Here is a 20,165-nt window from a genome sequence, read left to right as displayed (position 1 = left end):
CTCAGCCGCCGGTGGCGAAGCCGGGGTACAAGGTCATGCCGCCATCCACGAACAAGGTCGTGCCGAGCACGTAATCGGATTGGTCCGAGGCCAGCCACACGGCTGCGCGCGCGATGTCTTCGGGCTCGCCGATGCGGCCATAGGGCACCAGCGTCATCAGCGCCTTGTAGGCATCGGCTGTGTTCCACGCGCTGGTGTTGATGGGTGTGCGTATCGCGCCGGGCGCAATCGCGTTGACACGTATCTTCAATGGCGCCACTTCCTGGGCCAGGCTTTCCATCAGCTGCTTGATGCCGCCCTTGGATGAGGCGTAATTGGCATGCCCGGCCCAGGGAATCTCCTGATGCACCGAACTCATGCAGATGATCTTGCCGGCGGCGCAGGACACTTCCGGCACCACGCCGCGACGGCTGAACTCGCGCACCGCCTCGCGGGCGCACAGGAATTGCCCCGTGAGATTGACGCCGATCACCTTGTTCCACTCCGCCAGGGTCATTTCCCTGAAGGCGGAATCACGCTGCAAGCCGGCATTGGCCACCAGGATGTCGACCGTGCCGAACGTCCCGATCATCTGCTTGAACATCGCCGCGACCTGATCTTCGTCGGACACGTCGGCCTTGATCTTGGTGGCTTTGACGCCAAAACCCTCAATCTTGTGGACCACCGCCTGCGCTGCATCGTCGTCGACGACGTAATTGACCACCACGTCGGCACCGGCTTCGCCCAATGCCAACGCCACGCCACGTCCGATGCCGGAGTTGGCGCCGGTGACGATCGCCTTCTGACCTTTCAACAGTTTCGGGACGGCAAGTTTCGGAGCGGTGGATTCGGGATCGGTTTGCGACACGAAGACATCCTCATGCAGTGGGCTTCACAAGGCCGTCAGCATGCTCGTCGTGCCGTCATGCGCATGTGACAAAGCGGCCGGCCGCTGGCGCAAGTTCTCGCGATTCTGGGTCGGTGCCTGCCCCCATCGTGGCTCGCGTCGCTGTGCTTTCCGTGGAGTGTGTCGAGTCCGTTGACCGGAAGGCGACAGTCCATTCACCGAGGTACTCGCATGCTTGATTCTTGTGGCATCACCGGGTCGGTCATTTGTTCAGTCTTGTCGTCAGCTTTCTCATCCGCCTCGTGCTGGTGGCGTTGTTCCTGCCGTTCAGTGCGATGGACAAGCTGCTCAACACCGATGCAGCGGTGGATCAGGCCCAGGGCAGCGTGCACTCGCGTGCGTTGTCCTGGGTGTTGATCGGCGTGGCCTTGTTCGTCGAGGTGGTGATGTCGCTGGCGATACTCACCGGCGTTCTCGACCGTCTGGCCGCGGTGATTCTCGCCGGCTATTGCATGGTCACCGCGCTGCTCTGGAAGCAGTTCTGGAAGGCCGACGACTTTCGCCTCAACGGCCCGAGCAAGGGCCGCGAGGTGTTCTGGGACTTCCTGAAGAACTTCGCCGTGGCCGGCGGCTTTCTGGTGCTGGCGACGGGGGGCACCGCCTACGGTGTCACCCATCTGATGCTGCATCCGCTTTCTTCCTCGCATCCCTATAGTTCGGTGCCGCTGGATCTGCACGCGCCGAACGTGTACGCCACCAATCCGCCTGCAGGAGTGTTGCGATGAGCGAACAGACAAAGCCGAGCGTGCCGTACTGGCACATCTGGACCGACAAGGACGGGGTCAGCCATCAGCAGCAATGTGCACTCACCGAGTTCGAACTGGGTTCGATGGGCGGCGGTGCCGATCCCCAGTGGAAGGGCAACAAGACGACCGGCAAGATGACCACCATGGTCACCGTGCAACCCGTCGGTTGGGTCGGCGAATGGCACGAGAACCCGAAGCCGCAGTGGATCATCCCGTTGTCCGGCCGCTGGTCGGTCGAGTCGATGGATGGCACGAAAGTCGAGTTGGGGCCGGGCGATCTTTCCTTCGGTGGCGACCAGCATTGCAAGGAAAAGGACGGCCGCAAAGGCCACCGATCGGCCACGGTGGGCGACGCGCCGACGGTCTTGATGGTGGTGCAGTTCGAGGGGATTCCCACGCCGAAGTCACCCTGCGTCTTCGAATGAGGCCATTGTCATGAGCGACACCGATGCTTTTGTCACCTTCGATCCCGTCTTCAATCAGTACGTGTTGCCGAATGCGCCGCTGGAGGAGCTTGCCGGGGGCTTCCGCTGGGTGGAGGGGTTGGTGTGGATGGGTGACGCGGACTGCCTGCTGTTCGAGGACCTGCCGCGCAACCGCACCATGCGTTACATCGAGAATGCTGGTGTCTCGGTCTACCGGGAGCCATCGCACTACGCGAACGGCCAATGTCGCGACCGCCAGGGGCGGCTGATCTCCTGCTCGCATCGCGATCGCTGCCTCTATCGCACCGAATTGGACGGCAAGGTCACCAAGCTGGTCGACAAGCACGCCGGCAAACGCCTCAACGCGCCCAACGACGTCACCGTGAAGTCCGACGGCACGATCTGGTTCTCCGATCCGCTGTATGGCATCCAGCGCGATTACGAGGGCGGCATCCAGGAATCCGAGCAGTCGCCCGCGCTTTACCGGTTCGATCCCGACAGCGGCAAGATCACCATCGCCGCGGGGGATTTCGACGGCCCCAACGGGCTGGCCTTTTCGCCCGACGAAAAGCGCCTGTACGTCTGCGAAACCGGCGACATGACCACCGAAAACCCCAAGCAGTACATCCGCGCGTTCGACGTGGACGCCAAGGGCAAACTGCACGGTGGCGAGATCTTCCACAAGGTCGATCCGGGCTTTGCCGATGGCATCGCCATGGACGAGGACGGCAACATCTGGTCCAGCGCGGCAGATGGCGTGCATTGCATCGACCCCAAGGGGCGCCTGCTGGGCAAGATCCTGGTGCCGTACCTGGTGTCCAACCTCACGTTCGGAGGCTACTGGAAGAACCGTCTCTTCATCGGCGGTTCGCACACCCTGTATGCGATCTTCCTCAATCGACGAGGTGCGGGATGGCCGTGACTTCACGCACTGCCGGCATTCACGTGGCGGGTCTGCTGCATCTGCGCCTGTGCAGCGCGCAGGCGAAGTCGCTGGCGACGTTCTATGAGACGGCGCTGGGGTTTCGTCGGCTCGCGGTGGAGCATCTTTCCGGCGCGCGGGCACAAGAGCGTTTCGGGATCACGGGGCGCGCGCTGCGCATCACGCTGGAACTAGGCGCGCAGCGAATCAAGCTGTTGCAGTTTGTCGACCAGCCCGGCCGCGACTATCCCGCCGACAGCAGCGCCTCGGATCAAGCCTTCCAGCACTTCGCGATCGTGGTCACCGACATGGCCGAGGCGATGGCGCAGTTGTCACGGGTATCCGGCTGGACTCCGATCACGCGCGATGGCCCGCAACAGCTGCCCGCATCGTCCGGTGGCGTCACCGCGTTCAAGTTTCGCGATCCCGAAGGCCACCCACTGGAGCTCCTGGCCTTTCCGTCCGACAACATGCCGGCACGCTGGGCGGCCCAGCAGGGTGCCGGCCCGTTCCTTGGCATCGACCACTCCGCGATCAGCGTGGCAGACGGCAAACGGAGCGCGGCCTTCTACGAGTCACTCGGGCTCACGCAGTCCCAGCGCTCCGTGAACGACGATCCGGCACAAGCCAGGCTCGATGGTCTCGAGCATCCGCAGGTGGAAGTGATTGCGATGGAGCCGGCCCGGGCGACACCGCACGTGGAGTTGCTGTGCTACGGCGATGCGGAAAAGGATGGCCAGCTCGCTCTGCGTGCGAATGACGTGGCGGCAACTTGCCTGGTGTTCGAGCCCGACCAGCATTGCATCCGACCCGAAGCGTCCTTTGCGCCCGTACTGGATCTGATGGACCCGGATGGGCATCGACTCGCCGTCGTCTGGCCGGAGCGCTGACGGGAACCTCGCGTTTGGGGATCACCCATGCCCCGCATACTTCATCAACGATTTCAGGGGCGCCTGCCGATGTGTTTCTCCGCCACCGCCAGCTTTGCGAGCAGTGCCGTCATTGGCGTCATCGGAATTGGCACCCTGGCGCGCACCAGGCATCGCAACGAGTGGCTGTTCGCCTCGATTCCCTTGCTGTTTGCCTTGCACCAGTTCGCCGAGGGTGCGGTCTGGCTCGGTCTGACCGGGGATGGCGTGCTGGGAGCGGTCAAACCCTGGGGTTTCGCCTACATGTTGTATGCGCAGGGGCTGCTGACCCTGTTGATCCCGCTCAGCGTGTGGTTGATCGAGCCGGATCGCACGCGCCGCCGGATGGTGCTTCCGTTCCTGCTGCTTGGCGCGGCCATGACGCTATACATGCTGTGGGCGCTGGTGACATTTCCCACGGCAATCTACGTGGAAGAGCACAGCGTGGTGTACCGGAACGCCGCCAGCAGCCACTTGTGGATCGCCGTGCTTTACGTCATCGCCACCTGCGGCGCGCTGTTCTTTTCGGGTTATCGCTACATCGTGGCGTTGGGCGCGGTGAACCTGGCTGGCGTCCTGTTGACCATCTGGTTCAAGCAATATGCCTTCACCTCGGTCTGGTGCGCCTACGCTGCTGTCGTCAGCGCGCTGGTCTACGTTCATTTCAGCCGTCGTCGCCGGGCCGAGCGGCGCGGGAAGGTACTCAAGCACTGAGTGTGTCAGTGCCATCCGACTGCGGTGGCATCTTGCTCACGGGGACCCGGGGATCGCCATGCGTATCGCCAGGCTCGCCATGATCCAGATCGTGCCGGCCACCATGATGGTCAGCAGCAGCACCGAGAACAGGATCAGTTGCAGGTCGTCACGCTTCTTCTTGAAGCCGATTTGCAGAAAAAAGCGGAAGTGCACCAGCATCTGCACCAGTGCAAACGCGCCGATGATGATCAACAACGTGGTGCGCGAAATGCCGCCGGGCGTCCACTGCACCAGCGCAAAGGGCACGAGCGTGAGCAGCAGGGCCAGGCCGGCACCCCAGACGTAGGAGTGAAAGTGCTGCCGTTCTTCACGTTTGAGTTCGGCACGATCTTCGGCCGTGTGTGTTGGCTCGCTCATGTCAGCCCCGCCAGGTAAACCACCGAGAAGATGGCGATCCAGATAATGTCCAGAAAGTGCCAGAACAGCGCCAGCCGCATGATGCCCAGCTTGGTTTTCGTATCCAGCCCGTAACGCGCGATCTGGCCCAGCAGGCAGATCAACCAGAGGCAGCCGGCCGCGACATGCACGCCGTGCAGTGGCACGAGGTCGAAGAACGCCGAAAGGAAGCCGCTGCGGCTGGGTACGCCGCCCTTGGCGAACATGCTGCTGAAATCATGCAGCTCGAAACCCAGGAAGGCCACCCCCAGCACCAGGGTGACCAGCATCCAGCCGACCAGCCGGGTCTTGCCGTGCTTGTATTTCAGCGCCAGCGAGGCCATGCCGAAAGTGAAGCTGCTGGCCAGCAGCAGCATGGTCTCGCTGAACACGCTTTTGATGTCGTACAGGTCGCGTGGCCCCGGACCTCCGGCGGTGGCGTGCAATGAAGTCACGTAGGTGGCGAACACCATGCCGAACAGGATGGCATCGCTCATCAGGAATGCCCAGAACCCGAACATCACGGTTCCGGCTGCCTCGTCGTCCTTGCCGTGCGCAGGCCCCAGGTTGAGGCCCGGATGCTTGATCACTTGCTCGCTCATGGGACCACTCCGTCAGCTTCCTGTCGGGCCAGCCCGACGTTGGTCGGCTTGCATTCGTCGGCGCGGGACACGGCCGTGGCCTGGGTGACGGCATCGACCCACCGATGGTGTTCCTGCCGCACCTGCTGCGCGGAGACGATGCGGGTCGTCTCGCGCGCGAAGCTGCGAATGATCATGCTGGCTATCGCGGCGAGGAAGGATGCGATCACCAACCACCAGATATGCCAGACCAGACCGAACGCGAGCGCGAAGCCGATGGCGGCGATCGCCGGGCCCATCGCGCTGTTCCTCGGCAGCTCGATGTCGACGTAGGTATCCGGCCGCTGGTATGCACGCCCCTGCTCCTTGGCCGCAGTGAATGCATCACGACCTTCCACGTGCGGGATCACCGCGAAGTTGTACTCCGGCGGCGGTGCAGAATTTGCCCATTCCAGGGTGCGACCTGCCCAGGGATCGCCGACGAACACGCGATTGTCGTTGCGGTCCCGGATCGACACCCACAATTGCCACAGCAAGGCCAGCAGAGCGACCAGAATCAGCAGTGCGCCCACGAAAGCCACCCATTCCAGCGGCACATAACGCGCTTCGGTATAGGCTACGGTGCGGCGTGGCAGGCCCATGATGCCCAGCGCGTACAGCGGGAAGAACGCACCGACGAAGCCGAAGATCCAGCACAGCGCCGAGATCAGGCCCCAGCGTTCGTTGAGGCGGAAACCGAACGCCTTGGGAAACCAGAAGTGGTAGGCGGAAAGCATGCCGAACAGCACGCCCGGCACGGCCACATTGTGGAAGTGTGCCACCAGAAATACCGTGTTGTGGACCTGGTAGTCGATGGTGGGGTTGGCCAGCAGGATGCCGCTCATGCCGCCCAGCACGAACAACACAATGAAGCCCAGCGCGTAGACCATTGGCACCGTGAGACGCACGCGACCGCGAAACATGGTCCACATCCAGTCGTAGATTTTCACGCCGGTCGGAATTCCGATCAGCATGGAGGCAATGCCGAACACGGCGTTGATGTTCGCGTTCTGGCCCATGGTGAAAAAATGGTGCAGCCAGACCGTGAACGACAGGATCGCGATGGTCATGGTGGCCATCACCAGCGACCGGTAACCGAACAGCGCCTTGCCGGAAAACGTGGAGATCGTTTCGGAGTACACGCCGAACGCCGGCAGGATCAGGATGTAGACCTCGGGGTGGCCAAACAACCAGAACAGGTTGGCGAAATTCATCATGTTGCCGCCAAGGTCGTTCGTGAAATAGTGGAAGCCGAGGTAGCGATCCAGCGCCAGTTGCGCCGTGGCCACGGTCAGTGGCGGCATCGCGAAAATCATGATGATGGCGGTGCACAACGCGGTCCACGTGAACAGCGGCATCCGCATCAGCTTCATGCCCGGTGCCCGCTCCTTGTAGATCGTCACCGCAAAGTTGATGCCGGTGAGGGTCGAGCCTAGCCCTGCAAGACCGAGCGACCAGATCCAGTAATCCGGCCCAACACCGGGGCTGAAATTGGCCTCCGTGTAAGGCGGATAGCCGAACCAGCCGCCGGTGGAAAACTTGCCGATCACCAGCGAGACCATCACCAGCGCGGCGCCAGCGGCGGTCAGGCCGAGACTGATCGAGTTCAGCACGGGGAAGGATACGTCGCGTGCGCCGATCTGCATCGGCATCACGTAGTTGATGACGCCGGTGAGGAACGGCATCGCCATGAAGAAGATCATGATCGTGCCGTGGGTGCTGAACAGTTCAGCGAAATGCTCGGGCGAGAGAAATCCGCCACCCAGTCCGAACGCCTGTTGCGCCCGCATCAACACCGCCTCGATCAGCGCGCGTGCCAGCATCACCAGGGCGATCACGATGTACATGATGCCGATCCTCTTGTGGTCCGGGCTGGTCAGCCAGTTCGACCACAGCGGACGCCACAGCTTGTACCTGGTCAGCAGCACGACAAGCACGACCGCTCCGATCACCACCAGGGAGGCGGCGCCGGTAGCGATGATTCCGTTGATGACGTTGCCCCTGGTCGGATGCTGCAGCATGTCCCAGAACGGCAGCGACGACCACTGCAGCCGCCCCAGCGGGTGGTCGAAGATGGCGGCGATGTTCATCGTGTTTGTTCCGTTGCGGCATCGGCGGCGTCATGGGTCTGCGTCGCTGCGTGTTTGTGATCGAAGGCGGACTCCGGAAGCGTCGACGTTCCTTCCATGGTGGCTTTGACCACGGCCGGGAAAAGCGATTTGCTGGCGCCCGTGAAATACACGTTGCCATCCATCGAGCGCGCGCCGGGCAGGGCGGCAATCAAGTCTGCCCGGGAACTGCGCCGCGCGAGAATCGTCAGGTTCTTTGCGTCCAGCGGCAAGCCGGTCGTGCGCGCCTTGTTGATCCACGCCTTGAAGTCGGCTGGCGACATCGCCACCGCCGAGAACTTCTGCAGATGGAAGCCGTTGCCGTTGTACATGGTGTTTTCGCCCAGGGATTTGCCGGGCTTGCTTGCCTCCAGGTTGAGCTGCGACACCATGCCGCCCATGGCATAGATCTGGCTGCCCAGCGAGGGAATGAAGAACGACTGCATCACCGTGGCCGAGGTCATGTGCAAGGACACCGGTCGTCCCACCGGCAGCGCCAGCGTGCCCACGCTTGCGATGCCCTGGTCGGGATAGATGAACAGCCACTTCCAGTCGTAACCGATGACCTGCACCCGCAGCGGCGCCTGATGGGATGCGATCGGCTTGTACGGATCGAGCTTGTGCGTGTCGCGCCAGACGAAAGTTGCCAGCACGATCACGATGACGACGGGACCACTCCACGACATGATTTCGAGGAACCTGGAATACTCCCACTTCGGCGTGTACCCGGGTTTCTTATTGCCATAGCGGTAGCGCCAGACAAAGAGCGGCAGCAGCAGGAAGATCGGCCCAGCCACCAGCACGGCCATCACGCCGACCACCCAATAGAAGTGCCAACGCTGCTGGTGCGCGATGGGTCCTTGCGGGTCGAGAAACGTGAGATGGCTGTCCCCCGCGCAGGCGGCCAGAAGCAGCACGCCACAGCAAAGCGCAGCCATTCGCAGCACATGAAGCACCAAGCCCCGGCGTGCGCCGAGCTTGTGCGATGTTGGGAACAAACAGGAGAGTCCAACCGTCCGCGCGCTGGTTCGCTCGCCACCAATGCGCGCGCTTGAGCAATCGTCCGTGCGATTCACGATATCATTTTCCTCATTCTCAGGCCGAACCGAGGCTCGCGTGTGCGTCGATGCGCACGCGTCTGCCCGATGGCCGCCGTGTTTCCACAAGCCGGTTTCAGCTCAACCAGCCACCGCGGAATCCAAGCCGTTTCAGGCCCTTCACGAACACACTGGAGCTTCTGCACAACTCCCAGATCAGTCCGGTGCGTGCGTTCTCGATCATCATGACCACGAGCCCCTGATCAATGCCGAAGCAAGCCGGCGCCACCCAGCCGGTTCGCGTGTCACCGGGCAGGGAAGGATTGATCGCGCCTACGAATTGGCCGTGATTCAGCGCGTCAGGATAAGTATTCAGCATGGCGCGGATGCCGTTCATGGCCGGCTCGGGAGCGTGCGCGACGCAGGTGCTGGCTGCCCACGGCACCAGCGTGCCGTCGTCCGGTCCCGCGGTCACGCCGCGAGCTGCATAGCCGTCGAACTGGATCGTGTCGCCGTTGCGCAAGGTCAGCTTGCCGTGCGGGCCCGCGCACGCCGACAACCCCCAGATGTGTTCGCCATAACCTACATGGTTGCGCGGATTGAGCCGCGCATACTCCCGTTGCACGTCAATCGCGCGACGAGTGTTCTCGAAGTAGTCGATATCCGCGTGGCGGTTCACGTGACCGTCCTGCAAGCCGCGCAAGTCGAGCCACGCTTGCGGAAAGAGATGTATGAATAGCGGCGTGGCGTGTATCCATTCCAGGCCGGCGTTATAGTGCCAGGCGTAACCTTCGGCGTCCTTCTCGAACGCCTCACGCGGCAACGGGTGCGATGTCGACGCCACTCCGATAACGTAGAGAAGCAGCGCTTCGGTATAGCCTTCCCAGTCAGCCTTCCTGAAGCCGTCGCCGGGTTTCCATGATTGGTTGATCTCGCCGTTCGCGTCCAGCGTCCAGCTCCAGTCGGCGCGTTCCAGCAGCTCGCTGGCCAGGGAACGAATCTCCTGTTCTGACTTGTTCTTGCGGTCAAAATAGGTGCTCGCGACATTCATGCCGGCGAACAGCATCGCTGTGTCGATGGTGGACAGCTCGCTTGCCTGCGCCCGTTCGCCGCTTTTCATGTCGAGGAAGTGGTAGTAGAAGCCTTTGTGCCCGGTGGCGCAGGCGTCGCTGCCCTGGCGACTCTCGGCGAAAAATCGCAATGTCCTCAAGGTAACCTCTGCCGCCTGCTTGCGACTCATCCAGTTGCGTGCCGCAGCCACCGGATAGCAGGACAGGGCGAATCCTGTGGCGGCGGTGCTGGCCGGGGCGCCCGGCTTGCTGCTGTCCGCAATCAGTCCATTGTCCGGGTTGGCGTTCTCGGTGAAATAGCGGAAAGCGTCGGACTGCAGTTTGTCCAGCAGGTTCTGGTCGCTGGCGCTGAACGCGTGCGGCGGATCCGTATCAGCGCGAGCTTTCGTCGCCGATTTCTCTTCCGTCTCGAACTGCAATTCGATGGCGGTGACCGACTGCGGTTGCACGGTGACTTCCAAGCCGGCCGTCTTGCCGGAAACCTGGAGCTTGAGGCTTTCAGGCTCCATCCGCGACGCTGCGACCATCGCCGCGACTTCGTCAGCGTCGGGATAGCGCGGCTCGCCCTGGATCTTCCATACGGCCTTGGCATTGGCATGGTCCGCGTCAATGCGAAACAGCCGCGCACTGGCTACCCCTGGCAGTTTGAAGAGTTCCAGGTTTATTGTTTCGGCCTTGACCGGATGCAGCGGCAACGCCAGGTTGACGATGATCACCGTTGCGCGGCCGTCGCCCCTGACGACCCACACCTGCACCGTGTCGTGCTCGCCCTTGACCGGCAGCTTTTCCTCGCCGAGCCGATGCAACAGCTCGTAGGTACGGTAGACGGGTTTGGGAATGCCGTGGATGGTCATCATTCCGAAGCCACCCTGGAACGGTTTGGACGGGAAATAGTTTTCCTCGAAGATGTCCGAGAAGGTCCAATAGCTGTACGCGTCCACCAGGGTGCCCATGTTCAACATCGCCTGCATCACGTAGGCAGCGGCGTATGGCTCATCGTGCAGTTCGTCGCGGGGATTCGATGACGTGCACCACTCGGTGTAGTAGAGCGGCCTCTTGCCGACCTGCTTGCGCACCTTCTTCGCGCGTTCGCGCAGGATGCCGATCTTGCTGTCCGAAAGCGTCTGCCTGGTGTCGTCTCCGGGGCTGCCACGTGCGTCGGTGGGATAGGTGTGCGTGCTGACGAAGTCCGGTGGCACCCCGGCCTTCGAGCAGAAGTCCAGGAACTCGTCGATCCAGGCGTTCTGCGCCGTCACTGGCCCGCCCACGGTGATGTCGGGGTGTACATGCTTGAGCGCCTTGTGCGTGACCTCGAACAGGTGGAAATAGTCTTCCCGGCTGCCGGTCCAGAAGCTCTCCATGTTCGGTTCGTTCCATACCTCGATGGGCCATGTGGCCACTTCGTTGGCGCCGTAGCGATCGATCCAGTGGCTGACCGCCTTGGAGACCAGCGTGGCCCATTGGCCGTAGTCGGCTGGGGGCGTGACGTTTGCCTTGTAATGAAAGGTAGTCTGGTCGCCGGAGGCCAACGGCGTCGGCATGAAGCTCAGCTCCACGATGGGACGCATGTCGATCGATCGCAGGAAATCGTAGATCTGATCGGCGTTGTGGAACGAATAGATGAGTTCATCGTCCTGGTCGATGACGGTATTCATGTCGTCGTCGAGCAAACCGTGGAAGCGGACATGGCGAAAGCCGAGTTCCTCCCGGCACTGCCTGAGTTGGGCCTGCCAGTCCGCGCGGAGGGCGAGGGTGGCATGACCGCTGCCGACACAGTGCTCCCAGAAGTGCGGCAAGGCTTCGGGCTTGGCGGAAAAATCGCAGGTGAAACGTGTGGTCATGGTGGAGTCGCTCGACGGAGTGGACACGATCGCAAGCGAGCCAGACACGGGATGGGCCGGGATGACCCGGGCGCAAGATGTCTGGCGGGCGGCAGATCAAAAACGGTAAACCTGCCAACGTGACGATTCAGCGATGGCGACACGATCAGACGTCGGACACCGGGTCGCATGAATATCCGTCTGCAGCTTCTTGCGGAACTCGGCGCATGCCATCGGACACCACGCTTCACCATCCGCGCACGGGAGATGTACCTCATTTTCATGGGCGGACGCGCAGCCTTGCGAAGTCGCTGTACGCAGCGCCCTCTTCGAGTCACCTCAATCCCGGGACCACCATGAGCCAGACAGTTGCCGACTACATCCTCCAACGCCTCAGTGATTGGGGCATCCGCCGCATCTTCGGTTTTCCCGGTGATGGCATCAACGGCATCATGGGCGCGATGGGACGCGCCGACGACCGCTTCGACTACGTGCGCGTAAGGCATGAGGAGATGGCCGCGTTCATGGCCGGTGGGCATGCCAAGTTCACCGGCGAAGTGGGCGTGTGCATGGCTACCTCCGGTCCGGGCGCCATCCATCTGTTGAACGGCCTGTACGACGCGAAGATGGACCACATGCCGGTGGTCGCCATCGTCGGGCAGCAGGCACGCAGCGCCCTGGGGAGCGACTACCAGCAGGAGGTGGACCTGCAGACCCTGTTCGGCGATGTCTGCGGATACGTGGAAACCCTGATGGTGCCGGCGCAGGCCCGCGTGGTGGTGGATCGTGCCATCCGCATCGCTGCCGCCGAACGCTGCGTGACCTGCATCATCGTGCCCAACGACTTGCAGGAACTTGACGCCGTGTCCAGTCCCCCGCGCAAGCATGGCGAGGTGTACTCGGGCGTCGGGTACGCCAATCCCCGCCCGGTTCCGACGGATGAAGACTTGCAGAAGGCGGCTGACGTGCTCAACGCCGGCCGCAAGGTGGCGATCCTCATCGGTGCCGGGGCCTTGCAGGCGGGTGATGAGGTGATTGCCGTGGCCAACCGGCTGGACGCGGGCGTGGCCAAGGCGCTGTTGGGCAAGGCCGCGTTGCCGGATGACTTGCCGTTCGTCACCGGCTCGATCGGCTTGTTGGGAACCAAGCCCAGCTGGCAGATGATGAGCGATTGCGACACCTTGCTGATGGTCGGCACCACCTTCCCGTATGCCGAGTTCCTGCCCGAGGACGGGCAGGCGCGGGCGGTGCAGATCGACATTGATCCGCGCAACGTGTCGATGCGCTATCCGACCGAAGTGAACCTGATCGGTGACAGCGCAGCCGTGCTCAAGCGCCTGCTGCCGCTGCTCAAGCCCAAAGACAATCCCGATTGGCGCGAACGGATCGAGGTGAACGTGCGCAAGTGGTGGCGCGCGCTGGAAGCCAAGGCAATGGAGCCGGCGAACCCGATCAATCCGCAGCGCATCTTCTGGGAGTTGTCGCCACGACTGCCCGACGACGTGATCCTTTGCGGCGATTGCGGCTCGCACACCAACTGGTACGCGCGCGACGTGAAGATGCGCAAGGGCATGATGGGTTCGCTGTCGGGCAAGCTGGCGACCATGGGCAGCGGCGTTCCCTATGCAATCGCGGCCAAATTCGCTCATCCCGACCGGCCGGTGCTGGCGATCGTGGGCGATGGCGCCATGCAGATGAACGGCAACGCGGAGCTGATCACGGTCAAGCAATACTGGAAGCAATGGAGCAACCCCACCTTCGTGGTCATGGTGCTGGTCAACCATGACCTGAACCAGGTGACATGGGAACAGCGCGTGCTGGCCGGTGATCCCAAGTACGAGGCATCCCAGTACGTGGAAGACTTTTCCTATTCGCGCTATGCCGAAGACATGCTCGGCTTCAAGGGCATCCGGGTGGACAAACCGGAAGATCTCGGCAAGGCATGGAAGGACGCGTTCGCAGCGGACCGCCCCGTTCTGCTGGAAATCATGTCCGATCCGGACGTGCCCCCGCTGCCGCCGCACATCACGCTCGCCCAGGCCAAGGCATTTACCGAGACTCTGATGAAGGGTGACCCGAACGAAGTGGGCATCATCCGGCAGAGCGTGCGCGACCTGATGGCGGGCCTGCTGCCTGGCGAGAAGGATTGACCGGAGGGGTCCCGTGACAGCCGCGCGCAAACAGACGGGAACGGCCCCGGTGAAACCGGGGCACAAGGCCGGCGCCGCACTTTCGTCGTTGCCCCGGATCGATGCGGTCGAGGCGGTAGCCTACAGTGTTCCCACGGACTCCCCGGAAGCCGATGGCACGTTGGAATGGGATGCGACCACGATCGTGATTGCCACCATTCGCAGCGGCGACCACGCCGGCATCGGCTACACCTATGCACACCGCGGCACCGCGCTGGTGATAGTCGACGCGCTGCGCGATGCGCTGCTCGGCGGTTGTCCGCTCGATATCCCCGGCCTGTGGACGTCCATGTACCGCAGCATCCGCAACATCGGCAGGCCCGGGATGGGGATGATGGCCATGGCGGCCGCAGATCACGCGCTTTGGGATCTCAAGGGCAAGCTGCTTGGCCGTTCCGTGATCGACCTGCTTGGTCATGCGCGCCCCGCCGTGCCCGTGTATGGCAGCGGGGGCTTCACGTCCTACCCGGTGAAGCAACTGCAGGAGCAGCTCTCCGGCTGGGTGGAGCAGGGCATCCCGCAAGTGAAGATGAAGGTCGGAACCAATCCCGCGGTCGACCCGGCAAGGGTGCGTGCGGCACGCAAGGCTATCGGCAAGGATGCCCGGCTCATGGTGGATGCCAATGGCGCCTACACCCGCAAGCAGGCACTCGCGCTCGCGCGGGAATTCGCGACCGAGGACGTGTGTTGGTTCGAAGAGCCGCGCCCGTCGCGGGATCTCGATGCCTTGCGCCTGATCCGTGACCGCGCACCCGCCGGCATGGACATCGCCGCGGGTGAATACGGCTGGGGTGACCATCATTTTCGCGCCATGCTGAGTGCTGGCGCGGTCGATGTCCTGCAGATCGACAGCACCCGCTGTGGTGGCTTCACCGGTTTCATGCAGTGCGCCGCCGTGGCGCGGGGTTTCGAGATCCCGGTATCCGCGCACTGCGCGCCGCATCTGCATGCGCATGTGTGCAGCGCCGTGCCGCTGCTGGAACACGTCGAGTATTTTCACGACCACGTGCGCATCGAGTCGATGTTTTTCGACGGGCTGCCGCAACTTCGCGACGGAACCCTGCGCGTGGATCGCTCGCGGCCTGGCCTCGGACTGGAGCTGAAGCAACGCGATGTGGAGCGCTTCCGCGTCCAGACGTGACACTACCCAAGAGGAGACTGCGGATGAATTCGACCACGCCAGGGCCGATCGGCCAGCATCAATGGGCCATTGCCGAGGGGTATATCCCACCGGGGAGCACGGACGGAGGCGATGCCCGACTGGTCAGCCACGAAGCGGCCTGCATCCTCAATGCCGGCGACAAGGAGGCGCATGTCGTGCTGTACATCTATTTCAAGGACCGGGAGCCGGCCGGCCCCTACCGCGTGACGGTACCGCCCCGCCGCACGCTGCACTTGGGTTTCAACGACCTCGAAGAACCCGAGCCGATACCGCGTGACACGCCCTATGCCAGCGTCATCGAATCCGACGTGCCGATCGTGGTGCAGCATACGAGGCTGGATACGCGCCAGGCTGCCCTTGGCGTGATGACAACGGTCGCATACGCGGGCGGCGGTTCCGGTTGAGACGGTCTCGCAAGCCAGATGCGCACGGCCTCAAGCCGACGCAGGTCGCGGCGGCGGCGTTGAGGACGCACATCAGGACGGGCCTCTCGGGAATCATCGGATGATCACTGCGCGAATAGCCCTCAGGCTGGACACGAAGGCCGCCTTGCGGCGGCCTTCCTTCCAGCGAGGAGACTCGCTGGGCTATCGGACGTAGTATGCGTTCATCTTGTCGGTGAACTGCTGATCCGCGAAGTCCGGCCAGTGGTCCTTGTCGAAGCCTGGCGCGTTCTTGAGATACTCCTTGTCCATCTTCAGCAGCAGCTGTTTGTTCTCGCCATCGACGACCAGCGCCTGCCATGGCACGGCGAACAGCTTTTCGCCCATGCCCAGAATGCCGCCGAACGAGAGGACGGCATAGGCAACCTTTCCGGTCGTGGTGTCGATCATGATGTCCTTGAGATCACCGAGCGACTCATCCTTGTGATTCTTGACGGCATCGCCGTTCAGGGTCGATGCGGAAAGAAAACGTGGGGCCTGGGTCATGGGAATGTCCTGTGGTTGGAAGGCGGCGCATGGGCCGCGGGTACGACTACTGTCGCAGCGGGCACGTCTTCTTGCGGTCAACGATTTGTCCACCGCGGGTCACGAGCGCTCGCCAGACAGCGGTCACCGCTCGGTGGACACGGGCATCATCGCGGGGTCGCCATTCGAGCGAAACGGAATCGCCCCTGGCGTCTCGCCCGGCAGGGCCGGGTGGGTGCGTCCCAGTGTGATGTTCTTGGCGGCTCGCACGTGTCGGTTGGCGTAGGTCCAGATCTCGCCGGTTTCGGTAATCAACACCGTCCAGTAAAGATCGGATTCCGGACCGTAGTCCAGCAAGATGTGGGCGAAACCCTCGCCCTTGGGTGTCGTCATGGGGATGGGTGGGTCCAGCTGCAGCATGCTCATGGGCTTGTCTTTGGCAGTTCTTCCGGGCAATGGGGTGACCTTCGTGGCCGGACAGGGGAGCGGCGGATGGCTCTCCTGTTCCGCGCGTTTCGCTACGGCGTGGTGCGACGCGGATAGCGGTGCAGGTGATAAACACGATGTACCTGGCCTGCACCCAGCCACCCACCCAGCGAGGCGGCGACCAGCGCGAGCAAGGCACTGATGAAGGCTATCCAGAGCGTCATCGCCGCATAGTGGGCTGCCTTGTCGGCGGCGAGCTTCGAGTCGCGCGTGGCCGATTGGATCTCCGGCGCCAGTTGTGAGAGCGAACTGGCTGCATCGGCCTGACTGGTGCCGCTCTCCGCTGCAAGGAGCGCGCTGGCGGTGTCTTGATGGCCGGCGATGAGCGCGGCGGTAATCGGCGCGGCCAGGGTGCGATCACGGCGGACGTCCGGGGAGATCAGCCGGGCGATGTTTGCGTCCAACACGGTCACTGTGGCGGGAACGGTCGGAGTGGTCGCCGTTGTAGTGCTTCCAGCCTCGGAGGCATGCAGGTTCGCGATGGCTCCGTGCGAGGTCACGGCCTGGGAAAGACCAAAGGCGATCCAGATGGCTGTGGCCACCATCGACATTCCCCATACGGCCACTCCGTGGACCGCACCGATCGTGTCGTCATTGCGACCATCGAACCAGCTCGCGAACATTCCACCGAGGAACAAGGCTGCCACCCAGGTGAGAATCATCCAGATCGCCGTGCCGATGCCGATGCCTTTCGCGCTGTCCGCAGCGTCCCACGCGTTGAAACTGGAGAATCCGAGCGCAAGGCCTGCAACGTAGAGCAGGGCGGCGATACCGGTGGCTACGAACCACCCGGCAAAAATTGCCTTGAAGCTCAGGGAAGGCGTGTCGATGACATCGCCTGGGGTCAGTACAGCATCGACGACGGGCATGGCTCTCTCCTGAATGGATGATGCGGCAAGGACGGCGCGGGGGGAGTCATGCGCAGCCGCGGAGCAACGCGATGATGATCAAGATGGGAATCGGCACGCCGAGAAGCCACATCAAGACATAGCCGATGCCGCCCTTCTGGTTGCCGGCACCGCTGCCGAGCTTGCGATCGTTGATGCCCATGGGGTTGCTCCGCAAGAGTGAAAGTGATGGGGTGGCGAGAGAAAGATTGATCGCATCCTTGTCTATGGGTCGTGATGCGAGGCTTCAGCGTCGCAGCGCATGAATGACGTCTGCATGCAATCGATTGCGTGACGTTCAAGTCGCGGCGTCCATCAATCCGTCCAGGCCCTGGTTCACGTCGCCGATACCAGCCCACGGATCGGAACGCAGCCGCGCCAACCGTTTCGGTGTGGTCACGATGTCATAGTCATGTCCACTCTTGAGCTTGCCCAGCTCGGTCCAGCGCAGCGGAACGGCCACCGGCGCGCCCGCGCGGGCACGCAGGGAGTACGACGCCACGCTCGTTGCGCCGCGCGCATTGCGCAGATAGTCGACATAGATGAGCCGATTGCGACGTGCCTTGCTGGCAGTGGCAATGAACTCCAGAGTATGCGATTTCGCCAGCGTGCTGGCGAAAGCCTGCGCGAAGTCCTTGGCCTGCGGCCACGGACAGCCGGGTTTGAGCGGAACCACGACATGCAAGCCCTTGCCACCCGTGGTGCGCACGAAAGATTCCAGCCCGAGATCGCGCAGCCGGTCCCGAATCAGCCGCGCGGCCGCGATCATGCGCGACCAGGCGACGTCCGGTCCGGGATCGAGGTCGAACACGAGGCGGTCGGCGAGATCAGGGTCCGTCGTCGTGGCGCCCCAGGGGTGAAATTCGAGTGAACCAAACTGCACCAGCTCGATGACGGATTGAGCATCGCGCGGGAATATGTATACCGCCGAGCCACCGGACTCCTCCTTCAAACGTACTTCGCCTACGTGTTCCAGTCCCTGGATTACGTGCTTCTGGAAAAAGCAGGATTTCGCCGTTCCCTCCGGGCATCGGATGACCGACGTGGGTCGATCCATCACGCCCGGCAGGAACCATTTCATGACCTTCGTGTAGTAATCGGCCACATCCTGCTTGGTATACCCATCCTCGGGGAATACGACCCGCTCGGGGTGAGTGATCTTGATCTTTGCACGTGATGTTGTTGCGGCCGGCTTGCGACCTGAAGAGCGATGCTTGTTCGGTTTGCCCGCCGGAGTACGGTCGGCATCGCTCAGGTCCAGTACGGTTTTGTCATGGCGCATGGTTTTCAGGCTCGGCTGGCGAAGAAGATTATTGTTTCCGATGCCGCGATAGAACACTTCGACTACCGACGAGGGTTTGACCCAGCGTGCCCCGCGCAGCAAAGGGTCGATGCCGCTGAGCTTCATTGGCGGTTTGTCGAGACCACGTCCCGCAAGTTGCGCGCCAAGTTCCTGCAGCTGGGCCTCGGTGAAGCCCGTGCCGACGCGCCCTGCGTAGATCCATGCGGATGCCACCTTCGGGTCGGGACGCGCCAGCAAGAGTGAGCCGAAGCCATTTAGGCTACCCTTTGGCGCGGTGTAGCCCACCACCGCGAACTCGTCGCTTTCCAGCCGCTTCACCTTCAGCCAGTCGTCACCGCGACCGGCGCGATATGGTGAGTCGACACGCTTGCAGATGATGCCCTCCAGCTTCTGCTCGCTGGCCATGCGAAATGCGGCGTCGCCGTTGCCGATGGTGTGCGTGCTGAACGCCAGAGCCGTCGGTGCGTGCGCCAGCAGGTCCTGCAGCAGGCGCTTGCGGTCGAGCAAACTGCATCGGCTCAGGTCGCTGCCCTCCAGGTAGGGCATGTCAAACAGCATGTAGACCAACGGCCGCTGTGCTTCGCCGGAGAGGGTCTTTTGCAGGCCGTTGAAGTCGCTGTGGCCATTGTCGTCCAGCGCGATCAGTTCGCCGTCAAGACGTGCCGATTGCAGACCGAGCTCCGCCAGAGAGCGCGCGATATCGGGCAGGCGATCATTCCAGGCCAGCGCGTTGCGTGACCAAAGCCGCACTTCGCCACCGGCGATCGCCGCCAGGATCCGGTAGCCGTCCCACTTCACTTCATGCAACCAGCGGTCGCCTTGCGGCGGCGCATCCCGCAGGCGTGCAAGCTCGGGCTTGAAGAAGTCGGAACTGGCGGCTGAAGTGCGGGCGCCATCCAACGCCTGCGCCGCCCTGGCCAGCCGGGCACGGGGCACTCGTCCAGGCTTGGGCGGCTTCTTGGTGCGTGCCGTGGACTTTCTGGCGGCAGCTTTCAATGCGGGAGTCCGGGCCGCGTCTTTCGTGCTCCGCTTCATCCGGACATCCAGCAAATCGTCCGCTTCGACATCGCCGGCATAGGCATCCCTGGCCTTGATGAGGAACCACGCAGGCTGGCGTTCCTTGCGACCACTGCGAACAAGGTGCCAGCCGCCCTTGAGGCGGGAGCCAAACAGTTGGAAACGCAGGTGACCCTTGAGCAACTGAGTGTCGGCATCACCCTCTGTGCTCCAGACACCTGTATCGAACTGGTCCACATGGCCCTTGCCGTAGCCATGCTCGATATCACCCTCGAAATCGGCATAGGACACCGGATGGTCTTCCACTTCGACTGCCAACCGCTTCACCTTGGGATCGTAACTTGGACCCTTGGGAACAGCCCAGCTTCTCAGCACATCACCTACCTGCAGACGGAAGTCGAAGTGACGACGACTGGCGTGATGGAGCTGCACCACGAAGATCGCGCGCTTTCCCGGTCCCGACGTGGTGGTTGCAGTCGGTTCGCGGGTTTTGCTGAAGTCCCGCTTGCGTTCGTACTCACGCAGTGTGCTCATGTCGGA

The 20,165-nt window shown here is 62.8% G+C and carries 19 protein-coding genes; 8 read left to right on the top strand and 11 right to left on the bottom strand.

What is annotated here, in order from left to right; genetic code table 11:
* Nucleotide 1: 1 nt before the first annotated feature.
* A complete protein-coding gene (locus tag AC0L58_RS10400; protein WP_473683086.1) occupies nucleotides 2–847 on the bottom strand; it encodes a glucose 1-dehydrogenase in 846 nt (281 codons plus the stop codon).
* Between the two features lie 245 nt (nucleotides 848–1,092).
* Here AC0L58_RS10400 and AC0L58_RS10395 point away from each other — a divergent pair, with 245 nt between their 5' ends.
* From AC0L58_RS10395 to AC0L58_RS10375, 5 genes are read left to right on the top strand one after another with little or no spacing between them, the layout of a single operon-like run.
* Nucleotides 1,093–1,611, top strand: a complete 519-nt coding sequence (locus tag AC0L58_RS10395; protein ID WP_473683084.1) for a DoxX family protein — start codon at nucleotides 1,093–1,095, stop codon at nucleotides 1,609–1,611.
* The gene (locus AC0L58_RS10390; RefSeq protein ID WP_473683082.1) at nucleotides 1,608–2,057 is read left to right on the top strand and encodes a cupin domain-containing protein; all 450 of its coding nucleotides are present in this window, start codon (nucleotides 1,608–1,610) and stop codon (nucleotides 2,055–2,057) included. Before AC0L58_RS10395 ends, AC0L58_RS10390 begins: the two co-directional genes overlap by 4 nt.
* Nucleotides 2,058–2,067: 10 nt before the next feature.
* Nucleotides 2,068–2,979, top strand: a complete 912-nt coding sequence (locus AC0L58_RS10385) for an SMP-30/gluconolactonase/LRE family protein (RefSeq protein ID WP_473683080.1) — start codon at nucleotides 2,068–2,070, stop codon at nucleotides 2,977–2,979.
* Nucleotides 2,976–3,869, top strand: coding sequence for a VOC family protein (locus AC0L58_RS10380; RefSeq protein WP_473683078.1), 894 nt, complete (start codon nucleotides 2,976–2,978; stop codon nucleotides 3,867–3,869). Before AC0L58_RS10385 ends, AC0L58_RS10380 begins: the two co-directional genes overlap by 4 nt.
* A gap of 27 nt (nucleotides 3,870–3,896) precedes the next feature.
* Nucleotides 3,897–4,601, top strand: coding sequence for a DUF6629 family protein (locus AC0L58_RS10375; protein ID WP_473683076.1), 705 nt, complete (start codon nucleotides 3,897–3,899; stop codon nucleotides 4,599–4,601).
* Nucleotides 4,602–4,637: 36 nt separating this feature from the next.
* Here AC0L58_RS10375 and AC0L58_RS10370 read toward each other — a convergent pair whose 3' ends face one another.
* From AC0L58_RS10370 to AC0L58_RS10350, 5 genes are read right to left on the bottom strand one after another with little or no spacing between them, the layout of a single operon-like run.
* Nucleotides 4,638–5,000 carry a cytochrome o ubiquinol oxidase subunit IV gene (locus tag AC0L58_RS10370; RefSeq protein ID WP_473683074.1) on the bottom strand — a complete coding sequence of 121 codons (363 nt, stop codon included), beginning with the start codon at nucleotides 4,998–5,000 and terminating at the stop codon, nucleotides 4,638–4,640.
* Nucleotides 4,997–5,620: a cytochrome c oxidase subunit 3 gene (locus tag AC0L58_RS10365; RefSeq protein WP_473683072.1), complete on the bottom strand. Its 624-nt coding sequence runs from the start codon at nucleotides 5,618–5,620 to the stop codon at nucleotides 4,997–4,999. The genes AC0L58_RS10370 and AC0L58_RS10365 overlap by 4 nt, the downstream gene beginning before the upstream one ends.
* The gene (locus tag AC0L58_RS10360) at nucleotides 5,617–7,728 is read right to left on the bottom strand and encodes a cbb3-type cytochrome c oxidase subunit I (RefSeq protein ID WP_473683070.1); all 2,112 of its coding nucleotides are present in this window, start codon (nucleotides 7,726–7,728) and stop codon (nucleotides 5,617–5,619) included. The genes AC0L58_RS10365 and AC0L58_RS10360 overlap by 4 nt, the downstream gene beginning before the upstream one ends.
* Nucleotides 7,725–8,912: a cytochrome ubiquinol oxidase subunit II family protein gene (locus AC0L58_RS10355; RefSeq protein ID WP_473683068.1), complete on the bottom strand. Its 1,188-nt coding sequence runs from the start codon at nucleotides 8,910–8,912 to the stop codon at nucleotides 7,725–7,727. Before AC0L58_RS10355 ends, AC0L58_RS10360 begins: the two co-directional genes overlap by 4 nt.
* A gap of 7 nt (nucleotides 8,913–8,919) precedes the next feature.
* Nucleotides 8,920–11,694, bottom strand: coding sequence for a GH39 family glycosyl hydrolase (locus AC0L58_RS10350; protein WP_473683066.1), 2,775 nt, complete (start codon nucleotides 11,692–11,694; stop codon nucleotides 8,920–8,922).
* A 335-nt stretch (nucleotides 11,695–12,029) separates the two neighbouring features.
* Here AC0L58_RS10350 and AC0L58_RS10345 point away from each other — a divergent pair, with 335 nt between their 5' ends.
* Genes AC0L58_RS10345 through AC0L58_RS10335 form a run of 3 tightly spaced genes read left to right on the top strand, consistent with a single transcriptional unit; the run spans nucleotide 12,030 to nucleotide 15,428 of the window.
* Nucleotides 12,030–13,823 carry a thiamine pyrophosphate-requiring protein gene (locus AC0L58_RS10345; protein ID WP_473683064.1) on the top strand — a complete coding sequence of 598 codons (1,794 nt, stop codon included), beginning with the start codon at nucleotides 12,030–12,032 and terminating at the stop codon, nucleotides 13,821–13,823.
* Nucleotides 13,824–13,872: 49 nt separating this feature from the next.
* On the top strand, nucleotides 13,873–15,003 hold the full coding sequence (locus AC0L58_RS10340) for an enolase C-terminal domain-like protein (protein ID WP_473683062.1): 1,131 nt from the start codon (nucleotides 13,873–13,875) through the stop codon (nucleotides 15,001–15,003).
* A 23-nt stretch (nucleotides 15,004–15,026) separates the two neighbouring features.
* A complete protein-coding gene (locus tag AC0L58_RS10335; protein WP_473683060.1) occupies nucleotides 15,027–15,428 on the top strand; it encodes a sensory rhodopsin transducer in 402 nt (133 codons plus the stop codon).
* 183 nt (nucleotides 15,429–15,611) lie between these two features.
* Here the strand turns inward: AC0L58_RS10335 and AC0L58_RS10330 are convergent, their stop codons facing one another.
* The 5 genes from AC0L58_RS10330 to ligD all read right to left on the bottom strand — a co-directional run bounded on the left by AC0L58_RS10330 (nucleotide 15,612) and on the right by ligD (nucleotide 20,159).
* The gene (locus AC0L58_RS10330; RefSeq protein ID WP_473683058.1) at nucleotides 15,612–15,953 is read right to left on the bottom strand and encodes a PRC-barrel domain-containing protein; all 342 of its coding nucleotides are present in this window, start codon (nucleotides 15,951–15,953) and stop codon (nucleotides 15,612–15,614) included.
* A gap of 123 nt (nucleotides 15,954–16,076) precedes the next feature.
* Nucleotides 16,077–16,358, bottom strand: a complete 282-nt coding sequence (locus AC0L58_RS10325) for a hypothetical protein (protein ID WP_473683056.1) — start codon at nucleotides 16,356–16,358, stop codon at nucleotides 16,077–16,079.
* A gap of 92 nt (nucleotides 16,359–16,450) precedes the next feature.
* Entirely contained in the window at nucleotides 16,451–17,287 is an 837-nt protein-coding gene (locus AC0L58_RS10320) for a hypothetical protein (protein ID WP_473683054.1), read from the bottom strand.
* 46 nt (nucleotides 17,288–17,333) lie between these two features.
* Nucleotides 17,334–17,468, bottom strand: coding sequence for a hypothetical protein (locus AC0L58_RS10315; protein ID WP_473683052.1), 135 nt, complete (start codon nucleotides 17,466–17,468; stop codon nucleotides 17,334–17,336).
* Nucleotides 17,469–17,603: 135 nt separating this feature from the next.
* Complete coding sequence (gene ligD, locus AC0L58_RS10310; protein WP_473683050.1) at nucleotides 17,604–20,159, bottom strand: DNA ligase D; 2,556 nt, start codon at nucleotides 20,157–20,159, stop codon at nucleotides 17,604–17,606.
* Between the last annotated feature and the right edge of the window lie 6 nt (nucleotides 20,160–20,165).

Source organism: Rhodanobacter sp. G2-10, assembly GCF_055809185.1.
The sequence above is the reverse complement of the archived record's forward strand: the minus strand, read 5'-3'. Positions and strand labels throughout refer to the sequence as shown.

Excerpts from the sequence above, each read along its gene's own strand:
- AC0L58_RS10375 (WP_473683076.1), top strand. The coding sequence starts at position 3,897 with ATGCCCCGCATACTTCATCAACGATTTCAGGGGCGCCTGCCGATGTGT.
- AC0L58_RS10345 (WP_473683064.1), top strand. The coding sequence starts at position 12,030 with ATGAGCCAGACAGTTGCCGACTACATCCTCCAACGCCTCAGTGATTGG.
- AC0L58_RS10390 (WP_473683082.1), top strand. The coding sequence starts at position 1,608 with ATGAGCGAACAGACAAAGCCGAGCGTGCCGTACTGGCACATCTGGACC.
- AC0L58_RS10370 (WP_473683074.1), bottom strand. The coding sequence starts at position 5,000 with ATGAGCGAGCCAACACACACGGCCGAAGATCGTGCCGAACTCAAACGT.
- AC0L58_RS10330 (WP_473683058.1), bottom strand. The coding sequence starts at position 15,953 with ATGACCCAGGCCCCACGTTTTCTTTCCGCATCGACCCTGAACGGCGAT.
- AC0L58_RS10315 (WP_473683052.1), bottom strand. The coding sequence starts at position 17,468 with ATGGGCATCAACGATCGCAAGCTCGGCAGCGGTGCCGGCAACCAGAAG.
- AC0L58_RS10365 (WP_473683072.1), bottom strand. The coding sequence starts at position 5,620 with ATGAGCGAGCAAGTGATCAAGCATCCGGGCCTCAACCTGGGGCCTGCG.
- AC0L58_RS10325 (WP_473683056.1), bottom strand. The coding sequence starts at position 16,358 with ATGAGCATGCTGCAGCTGGACCCACCCATCCCCATGACGACACCCAAG.
- AC0L58_RS10335 (WP_473683060.1), top strand. The coding sequence starts at position 15,027 with ATGAATTCGACCACGCCAGGGCCGATCGGCCAGCATCAATGGGCCATT.
- AC0L58_RS10385 (WP_473683080.1), top strand. The coding sequence starts at position 2,068 with ATGAGCGACACCGATGCTTTTGTCACCTTCGATCCCGTCTTCAATCAG.
- AC0L58_RS10360 (WP_473683070.1), bottom strand. The coding sequence starts at position 7,728 with ATGAACATCGCCGCCATCTTCGACCACCCGCTGGGGCGGCTGCAGTGG.
- AC0L58_RS10350 (WP_473683066.1), bottom strand. The coding sequence starts at position 11,694 with ATGACCACACGTTTCACCTGCGATTTTTCCGCCAAGCCCGAAGCCTTG.
- AC0L58_RS10320 (WP_473683054.1), bottom strand. The coding sequence starts at position 17,287 with ATGCCCGTCGTCGATGCTGTACTGACCCCAGGCGATGTCATCGACACG.
- ligD (WP_473683050.1), bottom strand. The coding sequence starts at position 20,159 with ATGAGCACACTGCGTGAGTACGAACGCAAGCGGGACTTCAGCAAAACC.